28 protein-coding genes are annotated in these 26,641 nt (G+C 69.7%); 15 read left to right on the top strand and 13 right to left on the bottom strand.

Translation table 11 applies throughout. The features are described 5' to 3' along the window. The first annotated feature begins 265 nt into the window (after nucleotides 1-265). Entirely contained in the window at nucleotides 266-1,576 is a 1,311-nt protein-coding gene (locus ABT147_RS42890) for an MFS transporter (protein ID WP_351416999.1), read from the top strand. Nucleotides 1,577-1,737: 161 nt separating this feature from the next. Here the strand turns inward: ABT147_RS42890 and ABT147_RS42885 are convergent, their stop codons facing one another. Continuing rightward, a complete protein-coding gene (locus tag ABT147_RS42885) occupies nucleotides 1,738-2,466 on the bottom strand; it encodes a PepSY domain-containing protein (protein WP_351416997.1) in 729 nt (242 codons plus the stop codon). 142 nt (nucleotides 2,467-2,608) lie between these two features. Here ABT147_RS42885 and ABT147_RS42880 point away from each other — a divergent pair, with 142 nt between their 5' ends. After that, entirely contained in the window at nucleotides 2,609-3,277 is a 669-nt protein-coding gene (locus ABT147_RS42880) for a response regulator transcription factor (RefSeq protein ID WP_351416995.1), read from the top strand. Continuing rightward, nucleotides 3,274-4,695 carry a sensor histidine kinase gene (locus ABT147_RS42875; protein WP_351416992.1) on the top strand — a complete coding sequence of 474 codons (1,422 nt, stop codon included), beginning with the start codon at nucleotides 3,274-3,276 and terminating at the stop codon, nucleotides 4,693-4,695. The genes ABT147_RS42880 and ABT147_RS42875 overlap by 4 nt, the downstream gene beginning before the upstream one ends. A gap of 90 nt (nucleotides 4,696-4,785) precedes the next feature. Here ABT147_RS42875 and ABT147_RS42870 read toward each other — a convergent pair whose 3' ends face one another. From ABT147_RS42870 to ABT147_RS42855, 4 genes are all read right to left on the bottom strand, one after another. Continuing rightward, nucleotides 4,786-5,262, bottom strand: coding sequence for a MarR family winged helix-turn-helix transcriptional regulator (locus ABT147_RS42870; RefSeq protein WP_351416989.1), 477 nt, complete (start codon nucleotides 5,260-5,262; stop codon nucleotides 4,786-4,788). Nucleotides 5,263-5,409: 147 nt separating this feature from the next. After that, entirely contained in the window at nucleotides 5,410-6,207 is a 798-nt protein-coding gene (locus ABT147_RS42865) for an AIM24 family protein (protein ID WP_351417006.1), read from the bottom strand. A 2-nt stretch (nucleotides 6,208-6,209) separates the two neighbouring features. Beyond that, entirely contained in the window at nucleotides 6,210-6,860 is a 651-nt protein-coding gene (locus tag ABT147_RS42860) for an AIM24 family protein (protein ID WP_033529327.1), read from the bottom strand. Nucleotide 6,861: 1 nt separating this feature from the next. After that, on the bottom strand, nucleotides 6,862-7,494 hold the full coding sequence (locus ABT147_RS42855; RefSeq protein ID WP_351417004.1) for an AIM24 family protein: 633 nt from the start codon (nucleotides 7,492-7,494) through the stop codon (nucleotides 6,862-6,864). Between the two features lie 226 nt (nucleotides 7,495-7,720). Between ABT147_RS42855 and ABT147_RS42850 the strand changes: the two genes are divergently transcribed. The 5 genes from ABT147_RS42850 (at nucleotide 7,721) to icmA (ending at nucleotide 11,313) form a co-directional block, all read left to right on the top strand. Then, complete coding sequence (locus ABT147_RS42850) at nucleotides 7,721-8,086, top strand: DUF3817 domain-containing protein (RefSeq protein WP_351416986.1); 366 nt, start codon at nucleotides 7,721-7,723, stop codon at nucleotides 8,084-8,086. After that, complete coding sequence (locus ABT147_RS42845; RefSeq protein WP_351416983.1) at nucleotides 8,083-8,376, top strand: MTH1187 family thiamine-binding protein; 294 nt, start codon at nucleotides 8,083-8,085, stop codon at nucleotides 8,374-8,376. The genes ABT147_RS42850 and ABT147_RS42845 overlap by 4 nt, the downstream gene beginning before the upstream one ends. A gap of 256 nt (nucleotides 8,377-8,632) precedes the next feature. Beyond that, entirely contained in the window at nucleotides 8,633-9,142 is a 510-nt protein-coding gene (locus ABT147_RS42840) for a MarR family winged helix-turn-helix transcriptional regulator (protein WP_351416981.1), read from the top strand. 57 nt (nucleotides 9,143-9,199) lie between these two features. Further along, nucleotides 9,200-9,538 carry a DUF3817 domain-containing protein gene (locus ABT147_RS42835; RefSeq protein ID WP_351416979.1) on the top strand — a complete coding sequence of 113 codons (339 nt, stop codon included), beginning with the start codon at nucleotides 9,200-9,202 and terminating at the stop codon, nucleotides 9,536-9,538. A gap of 74 nt (nucleotides 9,539-9,612) precedes the next feature. Further along, nucleotides 9,613-11,313, top strand: coding sequence for a coenzyme B12-dependent isobutyryl-CoA mutase large subunit (gene icmA / locus ABT147_RS42830; protein WP_351416978.1), 1,701 nt, complete (start codon nucleotides 9,613-9,615; stop codon nucleotides 11,311-11,313). Nucleotides 11,314-11,479: 166 nt separating this feature from the next. On the opposite strand, the gene ABT147_RS42825 is transcribed toward icmA, so the two are convergent. Continuing rightward, the gene (locus ABT147_RS42825) at nucleotides 11,480-12,097 is read right to left on the bottom strand and encodes a TetR/AcrR family transcriptional regulator (RefSeq protein WP_351416975.1); all 618 of its coding nucleotides are present in this window, start codon (nucleotides 12,095-12,097) and stop codon (nucleotides 11,480-11,482) included. A 202-nt stretch (nucleotides 12,098-12,299) separates the two neighbouring features. Here ABT147_RS42825 and ABT147_RS42820 point away from each other — a divergent pair, with 202 nt between their 5' ends. The 4 genes from ABT147_RS42820 (at nucleotide 12,300) to ABT147_RS42805 (ending at nucleotide 16,788) form a co-directional block, all read left to right on the top strand. Beyond that, nucleotides 12,300-13,277: a tetratricopeptide repeat protein gene (locus ABT147_RS42820; protein WP_351416973.1), complete on the top strand. Its 978-nt coding sequence runs from the start codon at nucleotides 12,300-12,302 to the stop codon at nucleotides 13,275-13,277. 693 nt (nucleotides 13,278-13,970) lie between these two features. After that, entirely contained in the window at nucleotides 13,971-14,606 is a 636-nt protein-coding gene (locus ABT147_RS42815; RefSeq protein ID WP_351416970.1) for a DUF6230 family protein, read from the top strand. Between the two features lie 168 nt (nucleotides 14,607-14,774). Then, nucleotides 14,775-15,413, top strand: coding sequence for a DUF6114 domain-containing protein (locus ABT147_RS42810; protein WP_351416968.1), 639 nt, complete (start codon nucleotides 14,775-14,777; stop codon nucleotides 15,411-15,413). After that, nucleotides 15,403-16,788, top strand: coding sequence for a hypothetical protein (locus ABT147_RS42805; RefSeq protein WP_351416965.1), 1,386 nt, complete (start codon nucleotides 15,403-15,405; stop codon nucleotides 16,786-16,788). The genes ABT147_RS42810 and ABT147_RS42805 overlap by 11 nt, the downstream gene beginning before the upstream one ends. Before the next feature lie 123 nt (nucleotides 16,789-16,911). Here the strand turns inward: ABT147_RS42805 and pyk are convergent, their stop codons facing one another. From pyk to pta, 3 genes are all read right to left on the bottom strand, one after another. Further along, nucleotides 16,912-18,342, bottom strand: coding sequence for a pyruvate kinase (gene pyk, locus ABT147_RS42800; protein WP_351416963.1), 1,431 nt, complete (start codon nucleotides 18,340-18,342; stop codon nucleotides 16,912-16,914). Nucleotides 18,343-18,473: 131 nt separating this feature from the next. Further along, complete coding sequence (locus ABT147_RS42795; RefSeq protein WP_351416960.1) at nucleotides 18,474-19,676, bottom strand: acetate kinase; 1,203 nt, start codon at nucleotides 19,674-19,676, stop codon at nucleotides 18,474-18,476. A 20-nt stretch (nucleotides 19,677-19,696) separates the two neighbouring features. Then, nucleotides 19,697-21,826: a phosphate acetyltransferase gene (gene pta, locus ABT147_RS42790; protein ID WP_351416957.1), complete on the bottom strand. Its 2,130-nt coding sequence runs from the start codon at nucleotides 21,824-21,826 to the stop codon at nucleotides 19,697-19,699. A gap of 266 nt (nucleotides 21,827-22,092) precedes the next feature. Here pta and ABT147_RS42785 point away from each other — a divergent pair, with 266 nt between their 5' ends. After that, nucleotides 22,093-23,118 (top strand): ATP-dependent 6-phosphofructokinase, encoded by a 1,026-nt coding sequence (locus tag ABT147_RS42785; protein ID WP_351416954.1) that lies wholly within the window; start codon nucleotides 22,093-22,095, stop codon nucleotides 23,116-23,118. 31 nt (nucleotides 23,119-23,149) lie between these two features. Here the strand turns inward: ABT147_RS42785 and ABT147_RS42780 are convergent, their stop codons facing one another. Continuing rightward, nucleotides 23,150-24,004, bottom strand: a complete 855-nt coding sequence (locus ABT147_RS42780; RefSeq protein WP_502983262.1) for a helix-turn-helix domain-containing protein — start codon at nucleotides 24,002-24,004, stop codon at nucleotides 23,150-23,152. 134 nt (nucleotides 24,005-24,138) lie between these two features. Between ABT147_RS42780 and ABT147_RS42775 the strand changes: the two genes are divergently transcribed. Beyond that, complete coding sequence (locus ABT147_RS42775) at nucleotides 24,139-24,582, top strand: PPOX class F420-dependent oxidoreductase (protein WP_351416952.1); 444 nt, start codon at nucleotides 24,139-24,141, stop codon at nucleotides 24,580-24,582. On the opposite strand, the gene ABT147_RS42770 is transcribed toward ABT147_RS42775, so the two are convergent. After that, nucleotides 24,579-24,770 carry a hypothetical protein gene (locus tag ABT147_RS42770; RefSeq protein WP_351416950.1) on the bottom strand — a complete coding sequence of 64 codons (192 nt, stop codon included), beginning with the start codon at nucleotides 24,768-24,770 and terminating at the stop codon, nucleotides 24,579-24,581. The genes ABT147_RS42775 and ABT147_RS42770 overlap by 4 nt on opposite strands. A gap of 16 nt (nucleotides 24,771-24,786) precedes the next feature. Continuing rightward, entirely contained in the window at nucleotides 24,787-25,644 is an 858-nt protein-coding gene (locus ABT147_RS42765; RefSeq protein WP_351416948.1) for a helix-turn-helix domain-containing protein, read from the bottom strand. Nucleotides 25,645-25,836: 192 nt separating this feature from the next. Between ABT147_RS42765 and ABT147_RS42760 the strand changes: the two genes are divergently transcribed. Further along, complete coding sequence (locus ABT147_RS42760) at nucleotides 25,837-26,340, top strand: ATP-binding protein (protein WP_351416945.1); 504 nt, start codon at nucleotides 25,837-25,839, stop codon at nucleotides 26,338-26,340. 14 nt (nucleotides 26,341-26,354) lie between these two features. Here the strand turns inward: ABT147_RS42760 and ABT147_RS42755 are convergent, their stop codons facing one another. Beyond that, nucleotides 26,355-26,636 carry a tetratricopeptide repeat protein gene (locus ABT147_RS42755; protein ID WP_351416943.1) on the bottom strand — a complete coding sequence of 94 codons (282 nt, stop codon included), beginning with the start codon at nucleotides 26,634-26,636 and terminating at the stop codon, nucleotides 26,355-26,357. Nucleotides 26,637-26,641: the final 5 nt, after the last annotated feature.

The raw sequence follows: 26,641 nt of genomic DNA, 5'->3' as shown, positions 1-26,641 counted from the left end.
CCCCTGAAGGCAACGGCCCCTGCGGGCCGTTGAAAAAGCACGGGGCGCAGCCCCTGCTTTTTCAGGGGCGCGGGGAACTGCGCGACCAGCCCCCATGCACCCGCACCCGCCGACGCACCGAACCTCCCGCCCCCTTCTGCGGACTGCTAGCTTGGCGGTGTGTTCCTTCACTGTGCGTAGAGCGCGGACCGTCCCGCGGACGCCGAGCCATCGGCGCGCGGGACCTCGGTGTCCCCTTTTCGCCTCCGAGTGAGGAACATTCCGCATGTCCGCGACCTCCCCGCGGCCCTCGTACGCCGCGGTGCTCCGCATCCCGTACGCCCGCCGCACCTTCGCCGCCGTGCTCGTCGGCCGGCTCTCCTACGGCATGGTCTCGATCGCCGTGCTGCTCGCCGTGACCCGTACGACGGGGTCGTACGCCGTCGCCGGCACGGTCATGGCCCTGTTCGGGGCCACCAGTGTCTTTCTGTCACCCGCGAGGGCGGCGCTCGTCGACCGGTACGGTCCACGCCGGGCGCTGCTGCCGATGGCCTCGCTGTACGCCGTACTGCTCGGCGCGCTGGCGGTGGTGTCCTGGCGGCCGGGCGCGTCGGGCCCGGTGCTCGGCGCGGTCGCGGGGGCGGCGGGTGCCTGTGCGCCGCCGCTCGGGCCGACGATGCGGACGGTGTGGAGCGAACTCGCCGCGGACCGGAGGCTGTTGCGGCGCGCGTACAGCCTCGACGGGGTCGCGGAGGAACTGCTGTTCGTGTCGGGGCCGTTGGTGGTGGGCGCAGTGGTGCAGTTCGCCGCTCCGGCCGCCACCGTGCTCCTGGCGGCGGTGCTGGTGGTGGCGGGGACCGCCGGGTTCGTGACCTCTCCGGCCGTGGCGCGTATGCCGGGACGCGGGCCCGCGCCGAAGGGGGGAGCCCGGAAACGGAAGCCCCGGGTAGCGGCTCGGATCGTGCCGCCCGTCGTCGCGGCCGGCGGGGTCGGGCTGTCGCTCGGCGCGCTCGACCTGCTGGTGCTGGCCTTCGCCGAACAGCGGGGACACGGGGACGACGTCGTGGCCTGGATCTTCGCCGCGCTGTCGGGCGGCAGCGCGGTGGGCGGTCTGCTGTACGGCGCGGTGGAGTGGCGCTCCGGCGCGCGCCTGCGGCTGGCGCTGCTGACGGCCTGCCTGGGCCTCGCCCTCGCCGGTGCCGGGCTCGCCCCGAACCTCGCCGTCCTCACCGGCGCCGTCGTCTGCGCCGGGCTCTTCGTCGCCCCGGCCCTGACCACCGCGTACCTGGTCGCCGACGAGTCCGCCCCGGCCGGCGCCCGCACCCAGGCCGGCGCCTGGGTCAACACCGCCGTGAACGCCGGCATCTCGGCGGGCGCGGCCGCCTCGGGCCTCCTGGTCGCCCACTTCTCACCCACCCTCGGCTTCGCCCTCGCGGGCGCCGCGGCCCTGCTCGCGGCGACCGCCGTGGGGGCGGGGCGGCGCCGGGACCGGCGGGCGGAGGAGATGGGGGAGATGGGGGAGATGGGGGAGATGGGGGAGGACGCGGTGGAGAGCGCGGCGGAGATCGTGGTGGGGAGGGACGGGGAGTTGCGGTGAGCGTGTCCGGACGGCTCGTACGGGCTGACTCGTAGGACCGGCTTGAGGACGAGCGCGTAGGACCGACTCCTACAGTCCCTGAAACGGCGGTAGGGGCACCCGGTGCCAGGTGCCCCTACCTGTGGGGGATGTGGGGGGATCTATGGGAGGTATGGGGGAGGTCAGTCGTTCGAGCGGTCGGCGGTGAGCTTGCCGGAGTCGAGGTTCACCCTCCAGTCGCTGCCGGTGCCGTCGGCGGCGGTGGTGTCGACCTCCCAGGCCTGGTCGGCGCCCTCCTCGTCGAGGTCGACGGAGGTCACCGTGCCCTTGGCGGCGCCGGCCTCGGCGGCCTCGGCGGCTGTCACGGAGCTGCCCTTGAGGGCGGCCTTGATCTGCGCGGTCTCGGCGGCGTCGTCACCGTCGTCGTCGCGGTCGGCCTGCGAGCCGAGGACCTTGCCGGTGCCGGGGTCGACCTGGACGCTGAACCACTTGCCGCCGCCGGTCAGGACGTCGACGTCCCACACCAGGTTCGTGCCCTCGTCGTCGAGGTCGGCGGAGACGGCCGTACCGGACTTGTGGTCGAGCGCCGTCCTGATCGCGTCTGCGGCCGTGACCTGGCCGGCCTTCGCCTCGGCGGCGTTCTCGGCCTTGTCCTCGGCGTCCTGGTCCGTGTCCCGGGCGGCCCGGTCCTCGGCCTTGTCCTCCGCCTTGTCCGCCGCCTTCTCCCGGGCCGTGTCGTCGGAGTCGGTGTCGGTGTCGTTGACGTCGTCGCGGTCGTTGTCGTCGTTCGACACCGACACGGTCTTCTTCGCCGGCGCCTCGTCGTCACCCGAGACCGCGATGGCGGTCGCGGTGCCGCCGCCGATCAGGGCGACGGCCGTGATGGTGGCGATGACGATGTTGCGCTTCATGGGGTTCCTCCAGGGTGCGACCGGCTTGTCGGGCTTGTTCGCCTCGTCTGCTTTCGACGTGGACCAATCTGGCCGAGCGACGCTGAAGCGGACCTGAAGCCCCCTGAAGACCTCTTCAGGTTCGGTTTGCCAAGCTGAACGCATGCGCCTGTTGATCGTGGAAGATGAGAAGCGGCTCGCGGTGTCGCTGGCCAAGGGGCTGACGGCCGAGGGGTACGCCGTGGACGTCGTCCACGACGGGATCGACGGACTGCACCGGGCGAGCGAGGGGTCGTACGACCTCGTGATCCTCGACATCATGCTGCCCGGCATGAACGGCTACCGGGTGTGCGCCGCCCTGCGGGCCGCCGGCCACGACGTACCGATCCTGATGCTCACGGCCAAGGACGGCGAGTACGACGAGGCCGAGGGTCTCGACACGGGCGCCGACGACTATCTGACGAAGCCGTTCTCCTACGTCGTCCTCGTCGCCCGGGTGAAGGCGCTGCTGCGGCGGCGGGGCCCGGCGGGCGGGGCGTCGCCCGTGCACGAGGTCGGCGAGCTGAAGGTCGACACGGCCGCCCGGCGCGTGTTCCTCGCGGAGGACGAGATCGCCCTCACCACCAAGGAGTTCTCCGTCCTGGAGCAGCTCGTCCTGAGGGCCGGTGAGGTCGTCTCGAAGGCCGACATCCTGGAGCACGTCTGGGACTTCGCCTACGACGGCGACCCGAACATCGTCGAGGTCTACATCAGCACCCTGCGCCGCAAGCTCGGCCCCACGCTCATCAAGACCGTGCGCGGGGCCGGATACAGACTGGAGGCCCGTCCGTGAAGCTCCGTCTGGGCTCGGTACGGGCCCGCGCGACCCTCGCGGCGACCGTGGTCGTGGCCGTCGCCCTGGTCGCCGCGGGCGCCGCCGTGCTGCTCTCGCTGCGGTTCAGCCTCACGGACAAGGCGGACGCGGAGGCCGACTCCGTGGCCCGCAACGCCGCCTCGGCGCTGGCCAACGGGTTCGCCTACGACGAGCTGAGGCTGCCGGACGGTGACGAGAACCCCGTCGAGGTCCTGGACCGCAGCGAGAAGCCCGTCGCGGTCGGCGAGGACGTCGAGGGCATGGACGTCACCGCCGTCTCCTCGGACCGGCTGAACTCCGAGACCAACGACGACGCCGACGACCGGGCGGAGGGCGACCGGGACGCGGAGGACGAGGGCACCCTCCGCGCCGGCGAGGTCGCCGACGAGACCTGGTACGGCGAGGGCACCGCGACGGTCGAGGGGGTGACGGCGGACTACCGGTTCGCCGGGGTCGACGTGGTCACACCGCCGGGCGTGCCGCTCACCGTCTACGCGGGCGCCCCGCTCTCCACGGAGGAGGACGCCGTCGGCACCGCGTTGACGACGATGCTCATCGGGCTCCCGCTGCTGCTGCTGACGGTCGGCGGGGTGACGTACGTCGTCACCGGGCGTGCCCTGCGCCCGGTCGAGGGCATCCGCTCAGAGATGGCCGCGATCACGGCCTCCGAGGACCTCTCCCGACGGGTCCCCGAGCCGGACGCGCACGACGAGATCGCCCGGCTGGCCCGGACGACGAACCAGACACTGGCGGCGCTGGAGACCTCGGTGGAGCGGCAGCGCGCGTTCGTCGCGGACGTCTCGCACGAGCTGCGCAGCCCGATCGCCTCGCTGCGCACCCAGCTCGAAGTGGGCGCGGCACACCCGGAGTTGCTGGATGTGGAGGGTGCGGTCGAGGACACCGTACGGCTGCAGAGCCTCGCCACCGACCTGCTGCTGCTCGCCCGTCTGGACGCGGGGGAGCGACCGCCGCCGGACGCGCGCTTCGACCTGGCGGAGGTCGTACGGGACGAGGTGGCGTCCCGGGAGGGTGTGACGCTGGACGGTGTCGACTCCGTGGAGCTGCGCGGTTCCCGCAGCCAGATCTGCCGCGTCCTCGGCAACCTCCTGGACAACGCCCGCCGCCACGCCCGCGACCGGGTCGCCGTCACCCTGCGCACCACCGCGGAGTGGGCGGTGCTCCAGGTGGCGGACGACGGCTCGGGCATCCCGCCCGCCGACCGCGACCGCGTCTTCGAACGCTTCGTCCGCCTCGACGAGTCCCGAGCGAGGGACGACGGCGGCGCGGGCCTGGGCCTGGCGATCGCCCGAGACATCGCCGCACGCCACGGAGGCACGCTGACGGCCGGGGAGGCCCCCGGCGGAGGCGCGCTGTTCGAGCTACGGCTGCCCCGGTAGGCCCGGGGGCGCGGGGAACTGCGCGACCAGCCACGACGAACCCGCGGCCGAATCCGAACCCGCAGTCCCCCGGCTCACCCCGAAAGAGGGTTACGGCTTACCGCGGTGGCTTCGGAGGTGCTCCGCGATCGGCCCCAACGACTGGTGCAGCTCCTCCAGCCCCTCCTCCGGCAGCAGATCGATGAAGTGCCGCCGCACGGAGGCGACATGATGCGGCGCCACCCGCTGCATCGTCTCCATCCCGTGCTCCGTCAGCACGGCGAACAGCCCGCGCCGATCGGACTCGCAGTTCTCCCGGCGCACCAGGTCCGCGTTCTCCATCCGCGTGACCTGGTGCGAGAGCCGGCTCTTGGACTGGAGCGTGGCGGCGGCGAGGTCGCTCATCCGCATCCGCCGCCCCTCCGACTCGGAGAGGTTCACCAGGATCTCGTAGTCGTTCATTGTCAGGCCGAACGGCTGCAGGTCCCTTTCGAGCTGGTGCGTCAGCAGCCTGTTGACGTCCAGATGGGTGCGCCAGGCGCACTGCTCCGCATCGGTCAGCCAGCGCGTGGCCGTTTCGGTCTCCATGAATGAAGTCTACCTAAAATGTTGAAAGGCGAACTAGTGAGGGTCGGGTGCTGTTCGGTACTGCCGGTCGTACGGACAGGTCGGGTCTTACGGGTTTGGAGCATGACAACGCGCACACGTTCGATGTCACACTCCGCAGACTACCGCTCACAGCCCGAAGCGACGCTGGAGGTCCCCCAGCTGTCCGGGAAGGCGCGGTGCGCCCGCGGGCTGTCCGTGATGACCGGGCACCCCACCGCCACCCGGTACGCCCGGCTCGTGCGGGACCACGCCCGTGGCCTGCTCCGCCATGAGGGTCTCGGAGGACTGGAGCAGCACCGTGCCCGCCCCGACGAACTCGAACTGGTGCTCCTCCCCGGAGGCGCCGCCCAGGCCCGTCATCGCACGTAGGCCGCCCATCAGGCCCGCCATGTACCCGTGGTCGTAGTGGTGGCACGGCGAGGGGCAGTCGGCCCATCCGACCAGGGCCTGCGGGTCCACCCGGATGGGGGGTTCCATGAACACCACCGGGCCGTTGGAGGCCGCCACGAACTTGCCGGTCCCGATGAGCGTCAGGAAGCCCGGAACGATCGACTGCTTCAGCGCGAGACTTGGCTGAAAAGCGAGGAGATTGCCCGAGCGAATGGTCAGGTTGCCGTCTTCGAGGTCGTACGAATTGACGTCGAAGGCCCGGTCGGCGAGGAGCATCTTGCCCGAGCCCTCCGCCACGACCCAGTCGCTCGCGTGCAGAGGCGAATGGAACGACGTACGGACGAGACCGCCGAGCCGGCCGTGTCCGATGCCGTTGAACTCCATCTGGCCGTAGTAGGCGATCATCTTGCCCTTCTGCAGGAACCACTGGCTCCCCTTGAGCTCCACGCAGAAGGTGTAGTTGTTGACGTTGTCGTCGGACGGCAGCGTCATCGGGTCGAAGACGGCCGGGCCGCCGCCCGGGGCCCCGTACATGCTCACAGCTTCTCCTCCGAGGCCTGGACGTACACCGCACCACTGCCGCTCAGCTCCAGCTGGAACGCCTCGCCGGAGCCCCGGCCCACCATGTCGCGCCAGCCGAGCGCGGTGGAGAGCTTGTTGCGTACGTCGCCGTGGTGCGCCACGTACGCCTGCGGGTCCACATGGACCGGGCGCTGGGGGGTGATCGGGACCTCGATGACCCCGCCGTGCGCCATGACCGCGACCGCCCCGTGCCCCTTCAGGGTGGTGGTGAACAGGCCCTGGCCCGTCACCTGGCCCCGGACCATGCCCATGACGCCGCCCTGCGAGCCCATGAACATCGTGCCCTGCTGGAGGGTGCCGTCGAAGGCCAGCAGACGGTCGGCCTCGACGTACAGCGTCTCGCCGGTCAGGTTGATCACCTGGATGTGGTGGCCGCCGTGCCCGAACAGCACCGTGCCGCTGCCCTCGACGGTCATCAGCGGCGTCGCCTCGCCGGCCACCCGGCGGCCGATCATCGACGCGATACCGCCCTGACCGCCCTGCATGTTGGGCGTGAACGACACCTCGCCCTTGTAGGCGAGCATCGCGCCGCGCTGGCTGAACAGCCGCTGGCCCGGCATCACGGTCGCCTCGATCATCTTCGAGTTGATCTCACGGAAGGCCATGTCACACGTCTCCCGCCACCGTGTTGCGCTCGCTGGGCTGGACATAGACGAGTCCGTCGCCCTCGAAGCGGATCTGGAAGGCCTCGCCGCCGCCCTCGCCCATGAACGTGCGGAACGTCACACCGGACTGGAAGGACTGCTGCAGATTGCCCTGGTGCGCGATGTACGCCCCCGGGTCGACCGTCAGCGGGTACTGGTGGCTCACCCGCAGCACCACCGCCGGGCCGTCGGACATGATCGCCGCCTGGCCGTGGCCCTCGATGGTCGTGGTGAACAGGCCGTTGCCCTGAGAGGCGCCGCGCAGCCCCGTGAAGCTGGTGCCCGTACGCAGCCCGGAGTCCGTCGCGAGCAGATTGCTCGACTCCACGTACAGCTTGTCCCCCTGAAGACTCACGAGGTTGATCTCGGAGGCCCGGTCCGCGAACCAGCAGGTCCCTTGCCCCGTCACCTCCATCAACGTCATCTGTTCTCCCGTGAGGCGCCGCGTCACCATCCCGCGCAGGCCCTCACCGCCGCCGCTCAGCTTCTTGAACGACATCTGACCGTCGTACGCGACCATCGAGCCGTTCTTCGCCTTCACGGCGTCCCCGGTCATGTCGACGGCCAGCACTTTGCTGCCTTGAAGTCGGAACATTGCCACGGGAGGACGGTAACCGGCCGATGCCCGGACAGGACAGGGCCCAGAGGGGGATCTCGACCCTGAAGGGACCCCTAGGGCGTTCGGCGGGTTGACGGATGTCAGAATGGGCGGCGCTTGTGCTTCCTTTCACAAAGATCGAGCGTTCGGGGAGTCCGACCGTTCACAAAGATCGACCAGCGGTGCGCCGAATCCGCCCCGCCGACCCCACCGAAGGTGACCCGTGGACATAAAGACCGCCTCCGCCCTCCGCCGCCTGCGCCTCGTCTCCGCGCCCGAGGCCGTCTCCTTCCTGCTGCTGCTCGTCTGCTCGGTGCTGAAGCGGACGACGGAGTTCAACGCGGTGCCGGCGATGGGCATGATCCACGGCATCCTGTTCATCCTGTACGTGATCTTCTGGGCCGACGCCTGGAACCGCGCCAAGTGGTCCCTGAAGACCGCCGCGCTCTACTTCGTCCTCTCCGTCCTGCCCACCGGCGGCTTCTTCGCCGACCGCAGGCTGCGCCGCGAGGCCGAGAGCGCGGTCGGCGCGGCGCTCGCCTCCGGCTCCCGGGGCGACTCCCGCAAGGAAGGGGCCGTGGGCGCGTGATCGTCGCCTTCTCCGTGACTCCGCTGGGCGTCGGTGAGGAAGTGGGCGAGTACGTCGCCGACGCCGTCCGGGTCGTCCGTGAATCGGGGCTGCCCCACCGCACCGACGCCATGTTCACCTCGATCGAGGGTGAGTGGAACGAGGTGATGGACGTCGTACGGCGGGCCGTCGCCGCCGTGGAGGAACGCGCGCCCCGTGTCTCCCTCGTCCTCAAGGCCGACATCCGTCCCGGTGTCACGGACGGGCTCACGTCGAAGGTGGAAACGGTGGAGCGGCACCTGTCTGAGTAGGCCGCCGGGTTCATCTGCGGGTTCGGTGGGGCTTCTCGCGCAGTTCCCCGCGCCCCTGAAGGCAACGGCCCCTGCGGGCCGTTGAAAAAGCACGGGGCGCAGCTCCTGCTTTTCCAGGGGCGCGGGGAACCGCGCGACCGGCCCCCACCGGACCCGCACCCGCCAACGCACCCGACCCCCACTCGCCTACGCATCGGTCTGACCGAAACGCGAGACAGGGCTGACCAGCATGTGACCGGCCGGTAAGGTCGATGCCGTGCCGAAGCCGCTCAGCCTCTCCTTCGACCCCATCTCGCGCGCCGACGAGCACTGGAAGCAGCGCTGGGGAAACGTCCCGTCCATGGCCGCGATCACCTCGATCATGCGCGCCCAGCAGATCCTGCTGGCGGAGGTCGACGCGGTCGTCAAGCCGTACGGGCTGACCTTCGCGCGCTATGAGGCCCTCGTGCTCCTCACCTTCTCCCAGAAGGGCGAGCTGCCGATGTCCAAGATCGGCGAACGGCTCATGGTGCACCCCACGTCCGTGACGAACACCGTCGACCGCCTGGTCAGGTCCGGCCTCGTCGACAAACGCCCCAACCCCAACGACGGCCGCGGCACCCTCGCGTCCATCACCGAAAAGGGCCGCGAGGTCTGCGACGCCGCCACCCGCGACCTCATGTCCATGGACTTCGGCCTCGGCACCTACGACGCCGAGGAATGCGCGGAGATCTTCGCCATGCTCCGCCCCCTACGGGTCGCGGCGGGGGACTTCGAGGAGAGCTGAGCGGGCCGCCCAGGGGCGCTCGAAGATCGTTCGAAACCGGTGGTTACGCTCGTGTGCATGAAAAAGAGCGTGCTGACCCGCTACCGCGTCCTGGCCTACGTCACCGGTGTGCTGCTGGTCCTGCTGACCCTGGGCATGATCGGCAAGTACGTGCTGGAACTGGACGGAGCCGCGGACTTCACGTACGTCGTGAGTCTCGCGCACGGTTGGCTGTACGTCCTGTACCTGGTCTTCGCCTTCGACCTCGGCTCCAAGGCGAAGTGGCCGGTCAAGAAGCAGCTGTGGGTGCTGCTGGCGGGCACGATCCCGACGGCGGCCTTCTTCGTGGAGCGCAGGGTCAGCCGCGAGCTGGAGGCGAAGATCGCGGACGCCTCGTTCGCGACCGCCAAGGCGTAGGGCCCACCGCCGTACGGACGCGTACGGCGGTTTGCCTTCGCCATTTACTAGGACGTCCTAGTAAAATCGGGGTCATGGACCCTGATGCCATCGAAGAGGGACGCCGGCGCTGGCAGGAGCGTTATGACTCCGCCCGGAAGCGGGAGGGGGACTTCACGTCGGTTTCCGGGGCGCGGGTGGAGCCTGTGTACGGGCCCCGGGCCGGGGATGTGTATGAGGGGTTCGAGCGGATCGGGTGGCCGGGGGAGTATCCGTTCACGCGGGGGCTGTACTCGACGGGGTACCGGGGGCGGACGTGGACGATCCGGCAGTTCGCGGGGTTCGGGAACGCGGCGCAGACGAACGAGCGGTACAGGGCGATTCTGGCCAACGGGGGCGGTGGGCTGTCCGTCGCGTTCGACATGCCGACGCTCATGGGGCGGGACTCTGACGATCCGCGCTCGCTCGGGGAGGTCGGGCACTGTGGGGTGGCCATCGACTCCGCCGCCGACATGGAGGTCCTGTTCCAGGGGATTCCGCTGGGGGACGTCACCACGTCGATGACGATCAGTGGGCCGGCGGTGCCTGTCTTCTGTATGTATCTCGTCGCCGCCGAGCGGCAGGGGGTCGATCCGGGGGTGCTCAACGGCACGCTCCAGACCGACATCTTCAAGGAGTACATCGCGCAGAAGGAGTGGCTCTTCCAGCCCGAGCCGCATCTCCGGCTCATCGGCGACCTGATGGAGTACTGCGCGGCCCGGATCCCGGCGTACAAGCCGTTGTCCGTGTCCGGGTACCACATCCGCGAGGCCGGGGCCACGGCCGCGCAGGAGCTGGCGTACACGCTCGCGGACGGGTTCGGGTATGTGGAGCTGGGGCTCAGTCGTGGGCTGGACGTGGACGTGTTCGCGCCGGGGCTGTCCTTCTTCTTCGACGCGCACCTCGACTTCTTCGAGGAGATCGCCAAGTTCCGTGCGGCCAGGCGGATCTGGGCGCGGTGGATGCGCGAGGTGTACGGGGCGCGGACCGACAAGGCGCAGTGGCTGCGGTTCCACACGCAGACCGCCGGTGTCTCGCTGACCGCGCAGCAGCCGTACAACAACGTGGTGCGTACGGCCGTGGAGGCGCTGTCCGCGGTGCTCGGCGGGACCAACTCCCTGCACACCAACGCCCTCGACGAGACGCTGGCGCTCCCGAGCGAGCGGGCCGCCGAGATCGCGTTGCGGACGCAGCAGGTGCTGATGGAGGAGACCGGGGTCGCCAATGTGGCCGATCCGCTGGGGGGTTCGTGGTACGTCGAGCAGTTGACGGACCGGATCGAGGCGGAGGCGGAGCGGATCTTCGATCAGATCAGGGAGCGGGGGGTGCGGGCTCGGCCGGACGGGGTGCATCCGATCGGGCCGATGACGTCCGGGATTCTGCGGGGGATCGAGGACGGGTGGTTCACGGGGGAGATCGCGGAGTCGGCGTTCCGGTATCAGCAGGCGTTGGAGAAGGGGGAGAAGCGGGTGGTGGGGGTCAATGTGCACGAGGGGTCGGTGACTGGGGATCTGGAGATTCTGCGGGTGGGGCATGAGGTGGAGCGGGAGCAGGTGCGGGTGTTGGGGGAGCGGAGGGTGAGGCGGGACGAGGGGGTGGTGCGGGGGGCGCTTGAGGCGATGGTGGCTGCTGCGCGGGGTGGGGGGAACATGATCGGGGCGATGCTTGACGCGGTGCGCTGTGAGGCGACGTTGGGGGAGATCTGTGGGGTGCTGCGGGAGGAGTGGGGGGTGTATACGGAGCCTGCCGGGTTCTGAGTGGCCGTCGTTGGGGCCGGGATTTTCGCCCCCGCCGCCCCTACCCGCCCCATCCTCCAGGGGCTGCGCCCCTTCGACCCCCTTCTTTGGCCCGGTCCGCTGTCTTTGATCCGTCACAGAATCGGGGCTCTGCCCCGGACCCCGTTCGCGCAGTTCCCCGCGCCCCTTATGGCTGTAGGCCGTGCAGGAGCAGGGTCGTGAAGGCTCGTACCCATTCCTCGTCTGCTCGCTCCGCGCTGATCAGGGTGCGGTGGACCACCGCGCCGGCCACTACGTCGAAGATGAGGTCGATCGTGCGGGTGGCGGTGGTCGGGTCGGGTTCCGGGGGGAGTTCGCCTCGGGTCTGGGCCCGGGTGCGGCCTTCCAGGACCAGGCGTTTTTGGCGGTCGACGATGGAGGCGCGGATGCGTTCGCGCAGGGCGTCGTCGCGCGTCGATTCGGCTATGACCGCCATGAGGCCGCTCTTGGCCTCCGGGCGGGCCAGGATCGCCGCGAACTGGAGCACCACGCCCTCGATGTCGGCGGCCAGGCTGCCCCGGTCGGGGAGGCGGAGTTCGTCGAAGAGTTCGGCCACCGCGTCCACGACGAGTTCGTTCTTGCCGGCCCATCGGCGGTAGAGGGTCGTTTTCGCGACGCCCGCCCGCGTCGCCACGTCGCCCAGGGTCAGCTTCGACCAGCCCAGGTCGACCAGCGCCTCCCGGGTCGCCGCCAGGATCGCGGCATCCGCGGCGGCGCTGCGCGGACGGCCGCCCGTGGCGCGGGAGGCGGGGATGCGGCTCTGCATCCGCCGACCATATCCGGCCGTTCCCGAAGTTCTGCGGGGCGGAGTGAGGCAGATCACCGGGGAGTGGGTAATGAGGGGTGCAGGAGGGGTACAGGGAGCCGGCCCGGACAGTTACGCTACGACTCGTAGCGAAAGCCTGGGGTGGACGGTCGGCTCTCGGGACGCTTTTCACGTGCGTGCTCGGAAGGGGGAGGATGTACTCATGCAGCCACGGAACATGTCCATGAGCGGAGTCGTCGACCTCGCCGCGGTGAAGGCGGCCCAGGAGGCCAAGGCGAAGGCGGAGCAGGCGCGCGCCGAATCGGCCCGGCAGGGCGGGGGAGGGGCGGTCTCCCCGGCCGACCTGGTCCTCGATGTCGACGAGGCCGGGTTCGAGAGCGAGGTCCTGCAGCGGTCCACCGAAGTGCCCGTCGTCATCGACTTCTGGGCCGAGTGGTGCCAGCCCTGCAAGCAGCTCAGCCCGGTGCTGGAGCGGCTCGCCGTCGAGTACAACGGCAAGTTCGTCCTCGCCAAGATCGATGTCGACGCCAACCAGATGTTGATGCAGCAGTTCGGGATCCAGGGGATTCCGGCTGTGTTCGCCGTTGTCGCCGGGCAGGCGCTGCCCCTCTTCCAGGGGGCCGCCCCCGAGCAGCAGATCCGCTCCACCCTCGACCAGCTGGTGCAGGTCGCCGAGCAGCGCTTCGGGCTCACCGGCCTCGTGGTGGACGCGGACGCCGAGGCCGGCGCCCCCGTCGAGGCGGCCCCGCAGATCCCGGCCGGCCCCTACGACCACCTGCTCGAAGCAGCCGTACACGCCCTGGACGCGGGCGACTTCGGCGGTGCGGTGCAGGCGTACAAGAACGTACTGAGCGACGACCCGGGCAACAGCGAGGCCAAACTGGGCCTCGCGCAGGCCGAGTTGCTACAGCGTGTGCAGGGCGCGGACCCGCAGGACGTACGCAAGGCGGCCGCGGAGAACCCGGACGACGCGCAGGCGCAGATCGCGGCGGCGGACCTCGACCTCGTCGGCGGCCATGTGGAGGACGCGTTCGGTCGACTCATCGACACGGTACGGCGCACGGCGGGCGACGACCGGGACGCCGTACGGACGCGACTGCTGGAGCTGTTCGAGGTGGTCGGCGGCGACGATCCGCGGGTGGCCGCGGCGCGGCGCTCGCTGGCGCGGGCGCTGTTCTGACCCGCCCGGGAACCCATCGCCCCGGCTGAGCGTCAGCTGTGAGAGGTGGGGGATCGGGGTGCCAGTGCCGCTCGCTCCGGGAGTACCGGGGCGCGTGGTGCGTGAGTGAGAGATTTGGCGACACAGCGACACCGCGGCCGCGTTTTACCAAATCTTGGTAAACGCGGCCGCTGTTACTGGCAGTAAGAGAAAGTCGTCGATCTGTCGGACTCTGTCCAGCTGTCAACCGTTGTGTCGCCTCCCTCGACGCCACCCTGGGTCGCTGGCCGATGCCGATGGGTCGTTGTTCGGTTATCCGTCCGTTACTAGCCAGTAACGACCCCCCTTGCGGGGGCGGCGAGAATGCACCACGATCGGCGACGCTCGGTCCTGTCCGTACCCCGCCAACCAGTCGGGTCAACGGGTTTTCTGGGTCCCCACCGAGTAGAGCGGGCGACAGTGGCGCCCGCTCTTGGGCAGGGGGGTCTCCGCTCAACGGTGGAGCCTGTCCAGCAGGTTGTGCGTGATGCGTGTCAGGCGCGACCAGTGGTTGTCGCTCGGGGGTGATCGCCGGTGAGTTCGGGCGCTTTTCGCGCCACCGAGCGCGGGCGCTCTCCTTCCCGAGGACGTAGCACTTCTCCCATCCCTGTCCGGCCGAGCCGCCGCCAAGGGGCGAGCCCGTAACAGGAGATGTACGTCCGAGAAGGAGGAAATATGGAGTCCCAGGTGCGTGGCGGGACCAGATGGAAGCGCTTCGCTGTGGTCATGGTGCCCAGCGTCGCCGCTACAGCAGCGATAGGTGTCGCCCTTGCACAGGGTGCTCTCGCGGCGTCGTTCAGTGTGTCGGGCCAGTCGTTCAAGGTGACGGCTGACCAGCTCGACGGTACGGGCTTCTCGCAGTACGGAGCGCTCGACGAGGGCTACACCCTCAAGGGCGAGAAGACGGTTCACCCCGTCGCCGTTTCGGCGTTCAAGACCGCGTCGATCACCAACATGTGCCAGTCGGTCGTCACCCCGGGCGTCCCGTTCCTCGGTAGCGTCAGCCTCAAGCTGACCGCCGGTACGGGTGGCAAGAAGGTCGAGGCCGAGAACCTCTACATCGACGTCGAGGACCTCTCGGCCGATGCCGTCTTCCGTGGCATCGACATCGGTGTGGCGGCCAAGGACGCCAAAAAGGGTCCGGGCATGAAGGGCGGCGCCGAGCAGGCCAACCCCTACGGGTTCGCGCAGCAGGCCGACTCGGCCACGCTGACCGACGTGAAGCAGACGGCGTGGGCCACCACTGCCGGAACCTTCAAGCTGAGCAACCTGAAGATGTCGCTCCACAAGGGCACCGTGGAGTGCTACTAGGCACTCCCTGGGCGGGTGAGGGGGCCTGTGCTTCTTCGCCCGCCCGTCCCTCTCGCCGTGCGCGCGACCGCCGCGCACGCGCACTCCGTACGTGAATTCCGTACGCGCGCTTCGTACGTGTCGTACGGGAACTTGTCACAGCAACACCGTTCCAGGGAGCTGTTGTCCATGAGCGCCGAGTCAACGGGGCAGAACGAAGACTATCTCCGCGTCCTCCGGCGGCGCTTCCGGGACTGGAGGGGCAGTCGCCCCTTCTGGGCGGGCCTGTTGGTACTGCTCAGCGGCTTCCCGATCATGTACTTCCCGTATGCGAACCTGCAGATCGGTCACCTCTCGCTCACCATGGCGACGACGGGCGGCTCGGGGTCCCTCATCATCGGCGTGCTGCTGGTGGTGCTCGGGGTCAGCCTGTGGTTCCAGCGGCATGTCCGCACCTTCGCCGGTACGGCGGCGATCCTCCTGGCGCTCGTGTCCATCCCCGTCTCCAACCTCGGAGGCTTCGGCTTCGGCTTCGTACTCGCGCTGATCGGCGGTGCGCTGGCCATCTCCTGGGCGCCCGGTCACGACGAGGCGGCCGTGCCGTCCACCTACCGGACCCCGGCACAGACCCGGGCCCTCCAGGACGCGGCCGCCCAGGACACGAGTTTGCAGAACACGGCACAGCAAGGTGCGGTCCCCCTACACAAGGGCGACGCCCCGGAGCCCGCGGCAGCGGGTTCGTTGAACGGGGCGGCGCACGGCGAGGGCGACGACCTGTCAGGTACCACCCCCACGAACGGGACGAACGGGAGGCACAGTGCCGGCTGACGAGGTGACCCACGGGACTTCGGTGGGAGAGTCCCGTGCGAGATCCGGACCGCGGCACGCGGCGCCCAAGAAGCCCCTTCTCACCCGGCTGAACATGCCGGCGGGCAAGGCGATAGCCCTGGCGGCGATGCCGACGGCGGTCCTCATGGGCATGGGCTTCACACCCACCCTCGCCGTGGCCGAGGACCCCGCGTCGAAGAGCCTCACGGCCGACGAGTACAAGGACTGCGTGGAGGCCCTGGAGGCCGCCGAGGAGGGCACCGACGCCTCCGCCTCGCCGACCCCCACGCCGTCCGCCACCGCGTCGGAGAGCGCCGACTCCCCGGACGACGAGCCGACGGACGAACCGACGGACGAGGAGACGTCCACGGACGACTCCCCGGACGACCCCGCGGGCGGCTCCGCCTCCGACGACACGTCCTCGGACGACTCCTCTTCGTCGGATTCAGGTTCCGACGACAAGGACACGGCGGACGACTCCACGTCGACCGACACGGCAGACAAGACCGCCACCGACGACACGGCCACGCCGTCGGACACCGCCAAGGACGGGTCCAGCGGAAACGTCCTGGAGGACATCGGCAGCGCGCTGGAGGACATCTTCACGCCGGACGACAAGGACGGCGAGGAGGACGAGGAGCCGGGGAGCACCACGCCGTCCGAGTCCACCACCAGCCCGTCCCCGTCGCCCTCGCCGTCGGAGGGCACCTCCGGCTCGGACGGGCAGACCGACGCGGGCAAGGACGCCAAGGGCAGCGTCGACGTCACGGACAAGGTCAAGGACGCCGCGAAGGACGTCACCGACACCGCCGACGACACCGAGAAGGAGCCCGAGGACACCGCCGACGACGCCACCGCGACGCCGAGCCCGTCCCCGAGCGAGAGCACGGACACCGAAGGCTGCCCGGTCGCCACGGACGACGAGAGCGGCGTGGAGAAGGGCATCCCGGCGCTGCCCAACGACCCCTGGTACCTGAACGCCAGCTCGCTGCTGCTCAAGGGCGCCGACTACCAGGGCATCGTCAAGGTGCGGACGGCCGACGGCACGGTCAAGGAGGTGCTGAAGTACGTCATCTCCGACGGCACCGACATCGGCGACCTCCACCAGACGGTCGAGGACAAGCAGGCCGGCGTGACCTATCACGTGCAGGCCGGCAAGGGCACGACGTCCACGATCCGCGACGGCAAGACGATCATGTACACCGAGAGCATCTCCGGCAATCTGCTCGGTCTGATCCCGGTGACCTTCGACCCGAAGCACCCGCCGCCGCTGAACATCCCGCTGATCTACTTCACCAAGGTGAAGGTCGTCCAGGCGGGCCAGTTCGGCGGAACGCTCACCGTGCCCGGGCTGCACCAGTACACCACCGAGTGAGCAGCGCCCACACGGCCGGCTGAGCGCCGGTACAGGACCCGTCCGGGAGCCGCACAGACCGAGGGCGCCCCCTGTTTCCAGGGGGCGCCCTCGGTGCTGTCCTACGGCTGTCGGCCGCGCGCGTCAGTCGCGGGCGCCGCCGCCCAGGTGGTGCACCCGGACCATGTTCGTGGTGCCCGGGACACCGGGGGGCGAACCGGCGGTGATGACGGCGATCTCGCCCTCGTTGAAGCGGTTGAGCTTGACCATCTCCTGGTCCACCAGGTCGACCATCTCGTCGGTGCTGTTCACGAACGGCACGACGTGCGACTCGACACCCCAGCTGAGCGCCAGCTGGTTACGGGTGGACTCGTCGGTGGTGAACGCGATGATCGGCTGGGACGCGCGGTAGCGGGACAGCCGGCGGGCGGTGTCACCGGACTGTGTGAAGGCCACCAGGGCACGGCCGCCGAGGAAGTCGGCGATCTCGCAGGCGGCACGGGCGATCGAACCACCCTGCGTCCGCGGCTTCTTGCCCGGCACCAGGGGCTGCAGCCCCTTGGAGAGCAGCTCCTCCTCGGCCGCCGAGACGATCTTCGACATCGTCCGGACCGTCTCCAGCGGGTACGCGCCCACGCTGGACTCCGCCGACAGCATGACCGCGTCCGCGCCGTCCAGGATCGCGTTGGCGACGTCGGACGCCTCGGCGCGCGTGGGGCGGGAGTTGGTGATCATCGACTCCATCATCTGGGTCGCCACGATCACCGGCTTGGCGTTGCGGCGGCACAGCTCGATGAGGCGCTTCTGCACCATGGGGACCTTTTCGAGCGGGTATTCGACGGCCAGGTCGCCACGGGCGACCATCACGCCGTCGAACGCCATCACGACGTCCTCCATGTTCTCGACGGCCTGCGGCTTCTCCACCTTGGCGATGACGGGGACCCGGCGGCCCACCTCGTCCATCACCTTGTGGACGTCCCGCACGTCGCTCGCGTCCCGCACGAAGGACAGCGCCACCAGGTCGCAGCCCATCCGCAGCGCGAACCGCAGGTCCTCGACGTCCTTCTCGGACAGCGCCGGCACGTTCACGGCCGCGCCGGGCAGGTTGATGCCCTTGTGGTCCGAGATGACACCGCCCTCGATGACCTCGGTCCGCACCCGGGGGCCGTCGACCTCGATGACCTTCAGCTCGACGTTGCCGTCGTTGATGAGGACCTGGTCGCCGGGGGCGACGTCACCGGGCAGGCCCTTGTACGTCGTACCGCAGATCTGCTTGTCGCCCGGCACGTCCTCGGCGGTGATGGTGAACTCGTCACCGCGCACCAGCTCCACCGGACCCTCGGCGAAGGTCTCCAGACGGATCTTCGGGCCCTGGAGGTCGGCGAGGACACCGATGGCGGTGCCGGTCGCGGCGGACGCGGCCCGGACCCGGTCGTAGCGGCCCTGGTGCTCGGCGTGGCTGCCGTGGCTGAAGTTGAAACGGGCCACGTTCATGCCGGCCTCGATGAGGGCGACCAGTTGCTCGTGGGAGTCGACCGCGGGGCCGAGAGTACAAACGATTTTCGAACGGCGCATGGGACGATCCTATCGGTTTGTTTCGCTACGGAATATTCCGTCTGGTGGAATAAACAAATGGGCGGCTATGCGCTCAGTCGGGTTACCGGCGTGTATTGCCCGACGGTGCTCGACCGCTCTCGCTCTTTTGCTCATTTGTCGACCAGGGCGTACGTCTGTGCCGCGATCTCCAGTTCCTCGTCCGTCGGCACCACCGCGACCGCGACCCGCGCACCGGCCGGTGAGATCAGCCGCGGCTCGTCGCCGCGTACGGCGTTCCGCTCGCCGTCGACCGCGAGGCCCAGCCCCTCCAGGCCCGCCACGGCCGCCTCCCGTACGGGTGCCGCGTTCTCGCCGACCCCCGCGGTGAACGCGACCGCGTCGACCCGGCCGAGCACCGCGTAGTAGGCACCGATGTACTTCTTCAGCCGGTGAATGTAGATGTCGAAGGCCAGCTTCGCCCGCTCGTCGCCCTCGTCGATACGCCGGCGTATTTCCCGCATGTCGTTGTCGCCGCACAGCCCGATCAGACCGCTCTTCTTGTTGAGGAGAGTGTCGATCTCGTCCGTGGACATTCCGCCAACGCGCATCAAATGAAAGATGACGGCCGGGTCCATGTCTCCGGACCGGGTACCCATCACGAGCCCCTCCAAAGGCGTGAGCCCCATGGAGGTGTCCACGCACCGGCCGCCCTCGACGGCCGACGCGGACGCCCCGTTGCCCAGGTGCAGCACGATGACGTTCACCTCGGACGGGTCCCTGCCCAGCAGTTCGGCCGTCGCCCGGGAGACGTAGGCGTGCGAGGTGCCGTGGAAGCCGTAGCGCCGGATGCGGTGCGCGTCGGCGGTCTCGACGTCGATCGCGTAGCGGGCGGCGGACTCCGGCATCGTGGTGTGGAAGGCCGTGTCGAAGACGGCGACCTGCGGCAGGTCGGGGCGCAGCGCCTGTGCGGTCCGGATGCCGGTCAGGTTGGCCGGGTTGTGCAGCGGTGCCACCGGGATCAGCCGCTCGATCTCGGCGAGCACGGTGTCGTCGACGACGGTCGGCTGTGTGAAGCTCTGCCCGCCGTGCACGACCCGGTGCCCGATCGCGGCCAGCTCGGGGGAGTCGAGGCCGAGCCCGTCCGCGGCCAACTCCTCGGCGACGGCCTTCAGCGCCGCCTCGTGGTCGGGGATGGGGCCGGTGCGCTCGCGGGAGTCGCCACTGCCGGCGTGCGTGTGCTTCAGCCGGGAGGTCTCCTCACCGATGCGCTCCACCAGACCCATGGCCAGCCGATCGCTGTCGCGCATGTCGAGCAGCTGGTACTTGACCGAGGAGGAGCCGGAGTTGAGGACGAGGACACGGGTCGCGGTCACGGCGTTCTTCCTGTCGGGGGTCACTGGGCGGCGGGGGCGGCGATCGGGGCGGCGGGAGCGGAGGGCTGGGCCGCCGGTGTCTGGGCCTGGATCGCGGTGATGGCGACCGTGGTGACGATGTCCTGCACGAGCGCGCCCCGGGACAGGTCGTTGACCGGCTTGCGCAGACCCTGCAGCACCGGCCCGACCGCGAGCGCGCCCGCCGAACGCTGCACGGCCTTGTAGGTGTTGTTGCCGGTGTTGAGGTCCGGGAAGATCAACACCGTGGCCTGGCCCGCGACTTCGGAGTCCGGCAGCTTGGTCGCCGCGACACTCGGCTCGACGGCGGCGTCGTACTGGATCGGCCCCTCGATCAGCAGATCGGGCCGCCGGGCGCGCACGATCCCGGTGGCCTCCCGCACCTTGTCGACGTCGGCGCCCGAGCCGGACGTCCCCGTGGAGTACGACAGCATCGCGATCCGCGGCTCGACGCCGAACCGCCGCGCGGTGGCCGCGGACTGGACGGCGATGTCGGCGAGCTGCTCGGCGTTCGGGTCCGGGTTGACCGCGCAGTCGCCGTACACCAGCACCTTGTCGGCGAGGCACATGAAGAAGACGGACGAGACGATGCCGGCGTCCGGCTTGGTCTTGATGATCTCGAAGGCGGGCCGGATGGTGGCGGCGGTGGAGTGCACGGACCCCGACACCATTCCGTCGGCGAGCCCCTCCTGCACCATCATCGTCCCGAAGTAGTTCACATCGGACACGATGTCGTACGCCAGCTCCATGCTGACGTTCTTGTGGGCGCGGAACTGGGCGTACTTCTCGGCGAACATGTCCCGCCACTCGGAGGTCGCCGGGTCCACCAGTTGGCTGTCGCCGAGGTCGATGCCCAGGTCGGCGGCCTTCTTGCGGATCTGGTCGACCGGGCCCAGGAGGGTGAGGTCGCAGACGTTCCGGCGCAGGACGACCTCGGCCGCGTGCAGGACGCGCTCCTCCGTGCCTTCGGGGAGGACCACGCGGCGCCGCTCGGAGCGGGCCTGTTCGAGGAGCGTGTGCTCGAACATCATCGGCGTGATGCGGTCGCTGCTCGGCGCGGAGACCCGGCCCCGCAGCTCGGTCGTGTCGACGTACCGCTCGAAGAGCCCGAGCGCGGTCTCCGCCTTGCGCGGGGTGGCCGCGCTCAACTTCCCCTCCATGGAGAAGAGTTCGGAGGCGGTGAGGAAGGAGCCGGTCTCGACGGCGACCACGGGGGTGCCGGGCGCGAGGCGCGCGGCGAGGGTCAGCACCTCGTCGCTGGGCCGCTCGTTGAGGGTGAGCAGTACCCCCGCGATCGGCGGGGTGCCGGCGCTGTGGGCGGCCAGCGCTCCCACGACGAGGTCCGCGCGGTCGCCGGGGGTGACGACCAGACAGCCCGGGGTCAGGGCGTTGAGGAAGTTCGGCAGCATGGCCCCGCCGAAGACGAAGTTCAGCGCGTCCCGCGCGAGGCCGGAGTCGTCGCCGAGGAGGACCTTGCCGCCGAGGGCGTGGGTGATCTGGGCGACCGTGGGCGCGGAGAGCGCGGGCTCGTCGGGGACCACGTAGCAGGGCACGGGGAGCGGCAGCCGGGAGTCCCCGAGCCGCTCGGTTATCTCGGCGCGGTCGGCGGGCGCGACCCGGTTGACGACCATGGCGAGCACGTCACAGCCGAGGCCCTCGTAAGCGCGGAACGCGTTGTGCGTCTCGGCGGCCACGGACTCCGCGGCCTGCTTGCGCCCGCCGACGACCGGGATGACGGAGGCGCCGAACTCGTTGGCGAGCCGGGCGTTGAGGGAGAGCTCGTCCGGGAACTGGGTGTCGGCGAAGTCGGTCCCGAGGACGAGCACGACGTCGTAGTCACGCGCGACCGCGTGGAACCGGTCGACGAGGGTGGAGACGAGCTCGTCCGTGCCGTGCTCGGCCTGGAGGGTGGACGCCTCGTGGTAGTCCATGCCGTACACGGTCGCCGGGTCCTGGGTGAGGCGATAACGGGCGCGCAGCAGGTCGAAGAGCCGGTCCGGTCCGTGGTGCAGCAGCGGCCGGAACACCCCCACCCGGTCGACCTGGCGGGTCAGGAGCTCCATGACCCCCAGCTCGACGACCTGGCGGCCGTCGCCGCGGTCGATCCCGGTCACGTACACGCTGCGCGTCACGTGTGCTCTCCGTTCCGTCTCAGTGAGGTGGTCAGTGGGGTGGTCGGCGATGCGGCGGGATCGAAAATCACCGCCGTGGCGGACAGAAACCCTCTTGACAATACCCCTGACCATGGATAAGGCGCCCATCCGCCAGGAGTGGTGCCGGGCGGGGGCGGGCGGGCGCGGCGCCCCCCTGTCGGCCGTGAAACAATCGGACTGGCTCATAAGTACCAGCACCGAGCAGGACGCTCAGGATGATCAGGACGAGCAGGAGAAACAGCACGATGCGTATCGGAGTTCTCACCGCAGGCGGCGACTGTCCGGGCCTGAACGCAGTGATCCGGTCGGTCGTGCACCGAGCGGTCGCCCAGTACGGCGACGAGGTCATCGGCTTCGAGGACGGCTACGCCGGTCTCCTCGACGGCCGCTACCGCAGTCTCGACCTGGAGTCCGTCAGCGGCATCCTGGCGCGCGGGGGCACGATTCTGGGCTCCTCCCGCCTCCAGCGCGACCGCCTCCGCGAGGCCTGCGAGAACGCGCAGGACATGGCACACCAGTTCGGTATCGACGTACTGATCCCCATCGGCGGCGAGGGCACGCTGACGGCGGCGCGCATGCTGTCCGACGCGGGCCTGCCGGTGGTCGGCGTCCCGAAGACCATCGACAACGACATCTCGTCGACGGACCGGACATTCGGCTTCGACACGGCCGTCGGGGTCGCCACGGAGGCGATGGACCGCCTGAAGACGACCGCCGAGTCCCACCAGCGGGTGATGGTCGTCGAGGTCATGGGCCGGCACGCGGGCTGGATCGCACTGGAGTCCGGCATGGCGGCGGGCGCCCACGGCATCTGCCTGCCCGAGCGCGCGTTCGACCCGGCCAGCCTGGTGAAGATGGTCGAGGAACGATTCGCCCGCGGCAAGAAGTTCGCGGTGATCTGTGTCGCGGAGGGCGCCCACCCCGCCGAGGGGTCCATGGACTACGGCCACGGCGAGATCGACCAGTTCGGCCACGAGCGCTTCCAGGGCATCGGCGCGGCGCTGGCGTACGAGCTGGAGCGGCGCCTCGGCAAGGAGGCCAAGCCCGTCATTCTCGGTCACATCCAGCGGGGCGGCACCCCGACCGCGTACGACAGGGTGCTCGCCACGCGCTTCGGCTGGCACGCGGTCGAGGCCGCGCACCGGGCCGACTTCGGTCGTATGACCGCCCTGCGCGGCACCGAGGTGGTGATGGTGCCGCTGGCGGAGGCGGTGACCGAGCTGAAGACGGTGCCGAAGGATCGGATGGATGAGGCGGAGTCGGTGTTCTAGGTCTTTCCGCTTGCGGTGGGGTGGGCCGGGGTCAGTAGGCGGCTGTTCGCTGGACCAGTGACCAGAAGTGGTCGACGATCCGGTCCAGGTAGTCGCGGCCGGTGTCGCCCGAGTCGGTCGCGGCGGTGCCGTTGGCCCAGGTGAGGGTGGCGGTCATCAGGCCCTGGTAGTCGGTGTGCATCTCCCGGAGGACGTCCTCCAGGAGGCGCCGGTCGAGGGTTCGGTCGACGCTTCCGCCGACGTTTCCGCTGAAGCTTCTGCCGACGTTTCTGTCGAGGGACAGCAGCTTCGCGGTCGGGCGCACATGCGCCTGCCAGCGGGTGGTGACCGCGCTGTGGAGCAGTTCCCTGAGCTTCGCCTCGCGTCCCGTGACGACGACGAGTTCCGGGAGCGCGAGGTCGAGTACGACGGCGAGCGCGGCGGACTGGCGGTCCGTGCCGCGCCACTCCTCGGTCTCCTCCATCCGCAGATACGCGGAGAGTTCGAGCCCGACCGCACGGGCGACGTCCTCGGCGGCGATCCCCCGAGCCGCCCGGTGCTCGCGCAACGTCCGGGGCGTGCCGATGAGTTCACCGGGCGAGCACCACAACACGCCCGCGAGCGCGGTGAGTTCGGGGCCGGTGGGGGCGAGGGTGCCGTATTCCCAGGCGGCGACCATGTCCGGGGTGACGTACGGGAGTCCGTACGAGGCGCGCATTCCGTAGGCCACGTGTTCGGGGCCCATGCCGAGGGCGACACGGAGGTTCCGGGCGGCGGGGGCGTCGAAGGGTGGGGTGGGGGTGGTGGCTGCGGTTTGTGGACCCGGGTCCAGGCCCGGACCCGGGTGTGGGTGTGGATACGGGTGCGGGTGCTGGGGCTGCCGTTCGTGGGCTGAGCGTCGGTGCACGCGCACAACGTAGGGGTGCGGGGATGTGGTGACTACGGGCTGTTCGGCCACAATCACGGATTGTAGGAAACTACGGTTTCTGGGAGTGGCGTGCTCCGAGTGATCGGAGTGACCGGCTGGGTATGGGTGACCGTATGACGAAGCTCGATGAGCACATACGTGAGCGCCTACTGGCCCCGAATTTCTGGCACTTGGCGACGGTCGGGGCGGACGGGGCGCCTCAGGTGTCACCCATGTGGGTGGACATCGAGGGCGCCGGCGATGCCGAGTACGTGATGGTCAATACGTCGGTCGGGCGGGTGAAGGAGGAGAACCTCCGCCGCAACCCGAGCGTCTCCTTGTCCCACATCGATTCCCAGAACCCCTACGACCGGGCCGAGATCCGGGGGCGGGTGGTGCGGTTCGTGGAGGGGGAGGAGGCGGAGCGCGCCATGGACCGGCTTACCCGGAAGTACATCGGGGAGGAGCGGTATCCATGGCTGCTCCCCGGGGAACGGCGCCTGATGATCCTGATCGAGCCGGTGCGGGTGCGGCGGGTGGTGGGGGTGGAGCCATTCCGGCCCGGCGTACTGGGTTAGAGCAGGTGGTCGGCCTTGCCTGCCTTGATGTCGCGGATGAGGGTGCGGAGGGCTTCGCGGGTGTCGGTGAGGTAGGTGTCTTCGCGGCCGGCTATGGCTATGTAGGCGTTGCCGGTGGGGTCGGTGCCTAGGCGGAAGCAGTTGTTGCCCTCGGCGCAGAAAGGCTCTTCCCAGGTGATGTCGGGCATGGTGATTCCTCTCGGGTCAGAGCTGGCGGGCGATGGAGTGAATGAGGTTGCGTGAGTCCTGCGGGTTCAGCGTGTGGGCGTGCCACCACTCCATATGGCTCCGGTATTTGGCGAGTTGTGCCTCGGAGTGAGTGAACTCTCCGCCGTGTGAGGAGTCCAGCTGCACGGTGTCGAGCTGGGGCACGGCACCGTCGGCGTAGAGGACGGCGTGCCCGGCGCCGGGGAAGGCGCCGGCCTCCACGGGGAGAACCTGTACGTCGACGTTGTGGCGCTCGGATGCCTCGCACACGTGCAGGAGCTGCTCGCGCATCGCCCTGCGTCCGCCGAACTGCATGCGCAGGGCCCACTCGTGGATGTACGCGACATGGCCCACGGGCTCGGGTTCTGTGCGGTCGAGTACTTGTTGCCGCCGCAGGCGCTGCACGACGCGGAGTTCCACCTCTGACTTGGGAAGGGGCGGCAGCGCGGCGGAGAAAATGGCTCGGGCGTACGCGCCGAGCTGGAGCAGGCCCGGGATGTGCACGGTCTGATAGCTGCGCAGCCGCGTGGCGAACCACTCCAACTCCGCGACGTCCAGAAGGCCTTGGGGCAGGGTGCCCCGGTACTGCTGCCACCACCCCCGCTTCCGTACGTCGGCCATGGCGACCAGCGCGTCGACGTACGCCTCGTCGGCGCAGTCGTAGTTGCTGGCGAGTATCCGGATGCGCTCGGGCGAGATGGCCCGCACGCCTGACTCCATGTTGGACACCTTCGTGCGGTCCAGCCCGAGCAGCCCGGCGGCGTACTCCGTGGTCTGGCCGGTGGCCAGCCGCATCCTGCGCAACTCGGCACCGAGACGTTTCTGACGTTCTGTCGGCGCGGGCCTTGTTGGCATCGGTGCCCCTTCTGGGTGGTGGTCGGGGGCCATTTTGCACCGGGTGTGGAGTACTGGTCCAACTCGTTGGAGGCAATGAGTTGGTCTAAGTGGCACACGTTCCCCTTGATGTCCTACAGTCGGTGACGAGGCGCTCACGGATCGGCGTGCTTCGTGAGCCCGAAATCCCGCTGTGCGAAAGGGAGATGACCCATGCGTGAACAGCTCGCTCTACTGAAGTGCCCCGTCTTCGGAGAGGCCCCGCAGCCCGTGGCATCGGTGCATCCGGAGCACCTGGACTATCGGCTCACCATGCCGCTGGGGCCGCTGAGCCCCAGGGTCGCGCGGGCCTCGACGCGGGCCGTGCTGTCGGCGTACGGAATGTTCGGCATGGCCGACGCGGCGGTTCAGGTGGTCGGTGAACTCGTCGCGTGTGCCTGGCAGTTCACGCCGGATGAGGTGGCGTACGTGTCGCTTCGGTACCGGGACGGGGGTCTGGAGATCGTCCTGTACGACGGGCATCGGCGGCACGGGCATCCGCGGCTGGCGGCGGCGTGTGATGCGCGGCGGCGGGCGGCGCTTCGGGTGTTGGGGTGCGTGGTGCGGGCGTGTGAGGGGGAGTGGGGGTTCGGGGAAGCGCGGGAGCCTGGGGGTGGGACGAGGATGTGGGTGGTGTTGCCGGGGTGGGGGGCTTTGGGGTTTGGGGAGGGTGTGTGAGGGGGTGGGGTGGGTCAGGCCAGTCGCTCGGCTTGGGCGCGGGCCTCGGCGGGGCGATGGGCATCCTCGTGCGCGAGGGCCAGGTTGCGCAGGGCAAGGCCTCTGCGGTACCAGTCCTCGAACTCCCGGTAAATCTGCAGTGCCACGCCGTGCGCCCTGACCGCCTCCTCTACCCGGCCCGCCCTCTGCACGGCGCTGCCGAGGTTGTTCCATGCCTGGGCCGCTCCGTGGCGGTCCTCGGTGGCCTGGAACAGGTCGCGGGCGCGCGTGTGGGCTTCGATCGCCCCCTCCCCCATCCACC

The sequence above is a fragment of the Streptomyces sp. NPDC001868 genome (genome assembly GCF_040297125.1).
GTDB lineage: Bacteria > Actinomycetota > Actinomycetes > Streptomycetales > Streptomycetaceae > Streptomyces.
This window is presented reverse-complemented; position numbering and strand designations above follow the sequence as displayed.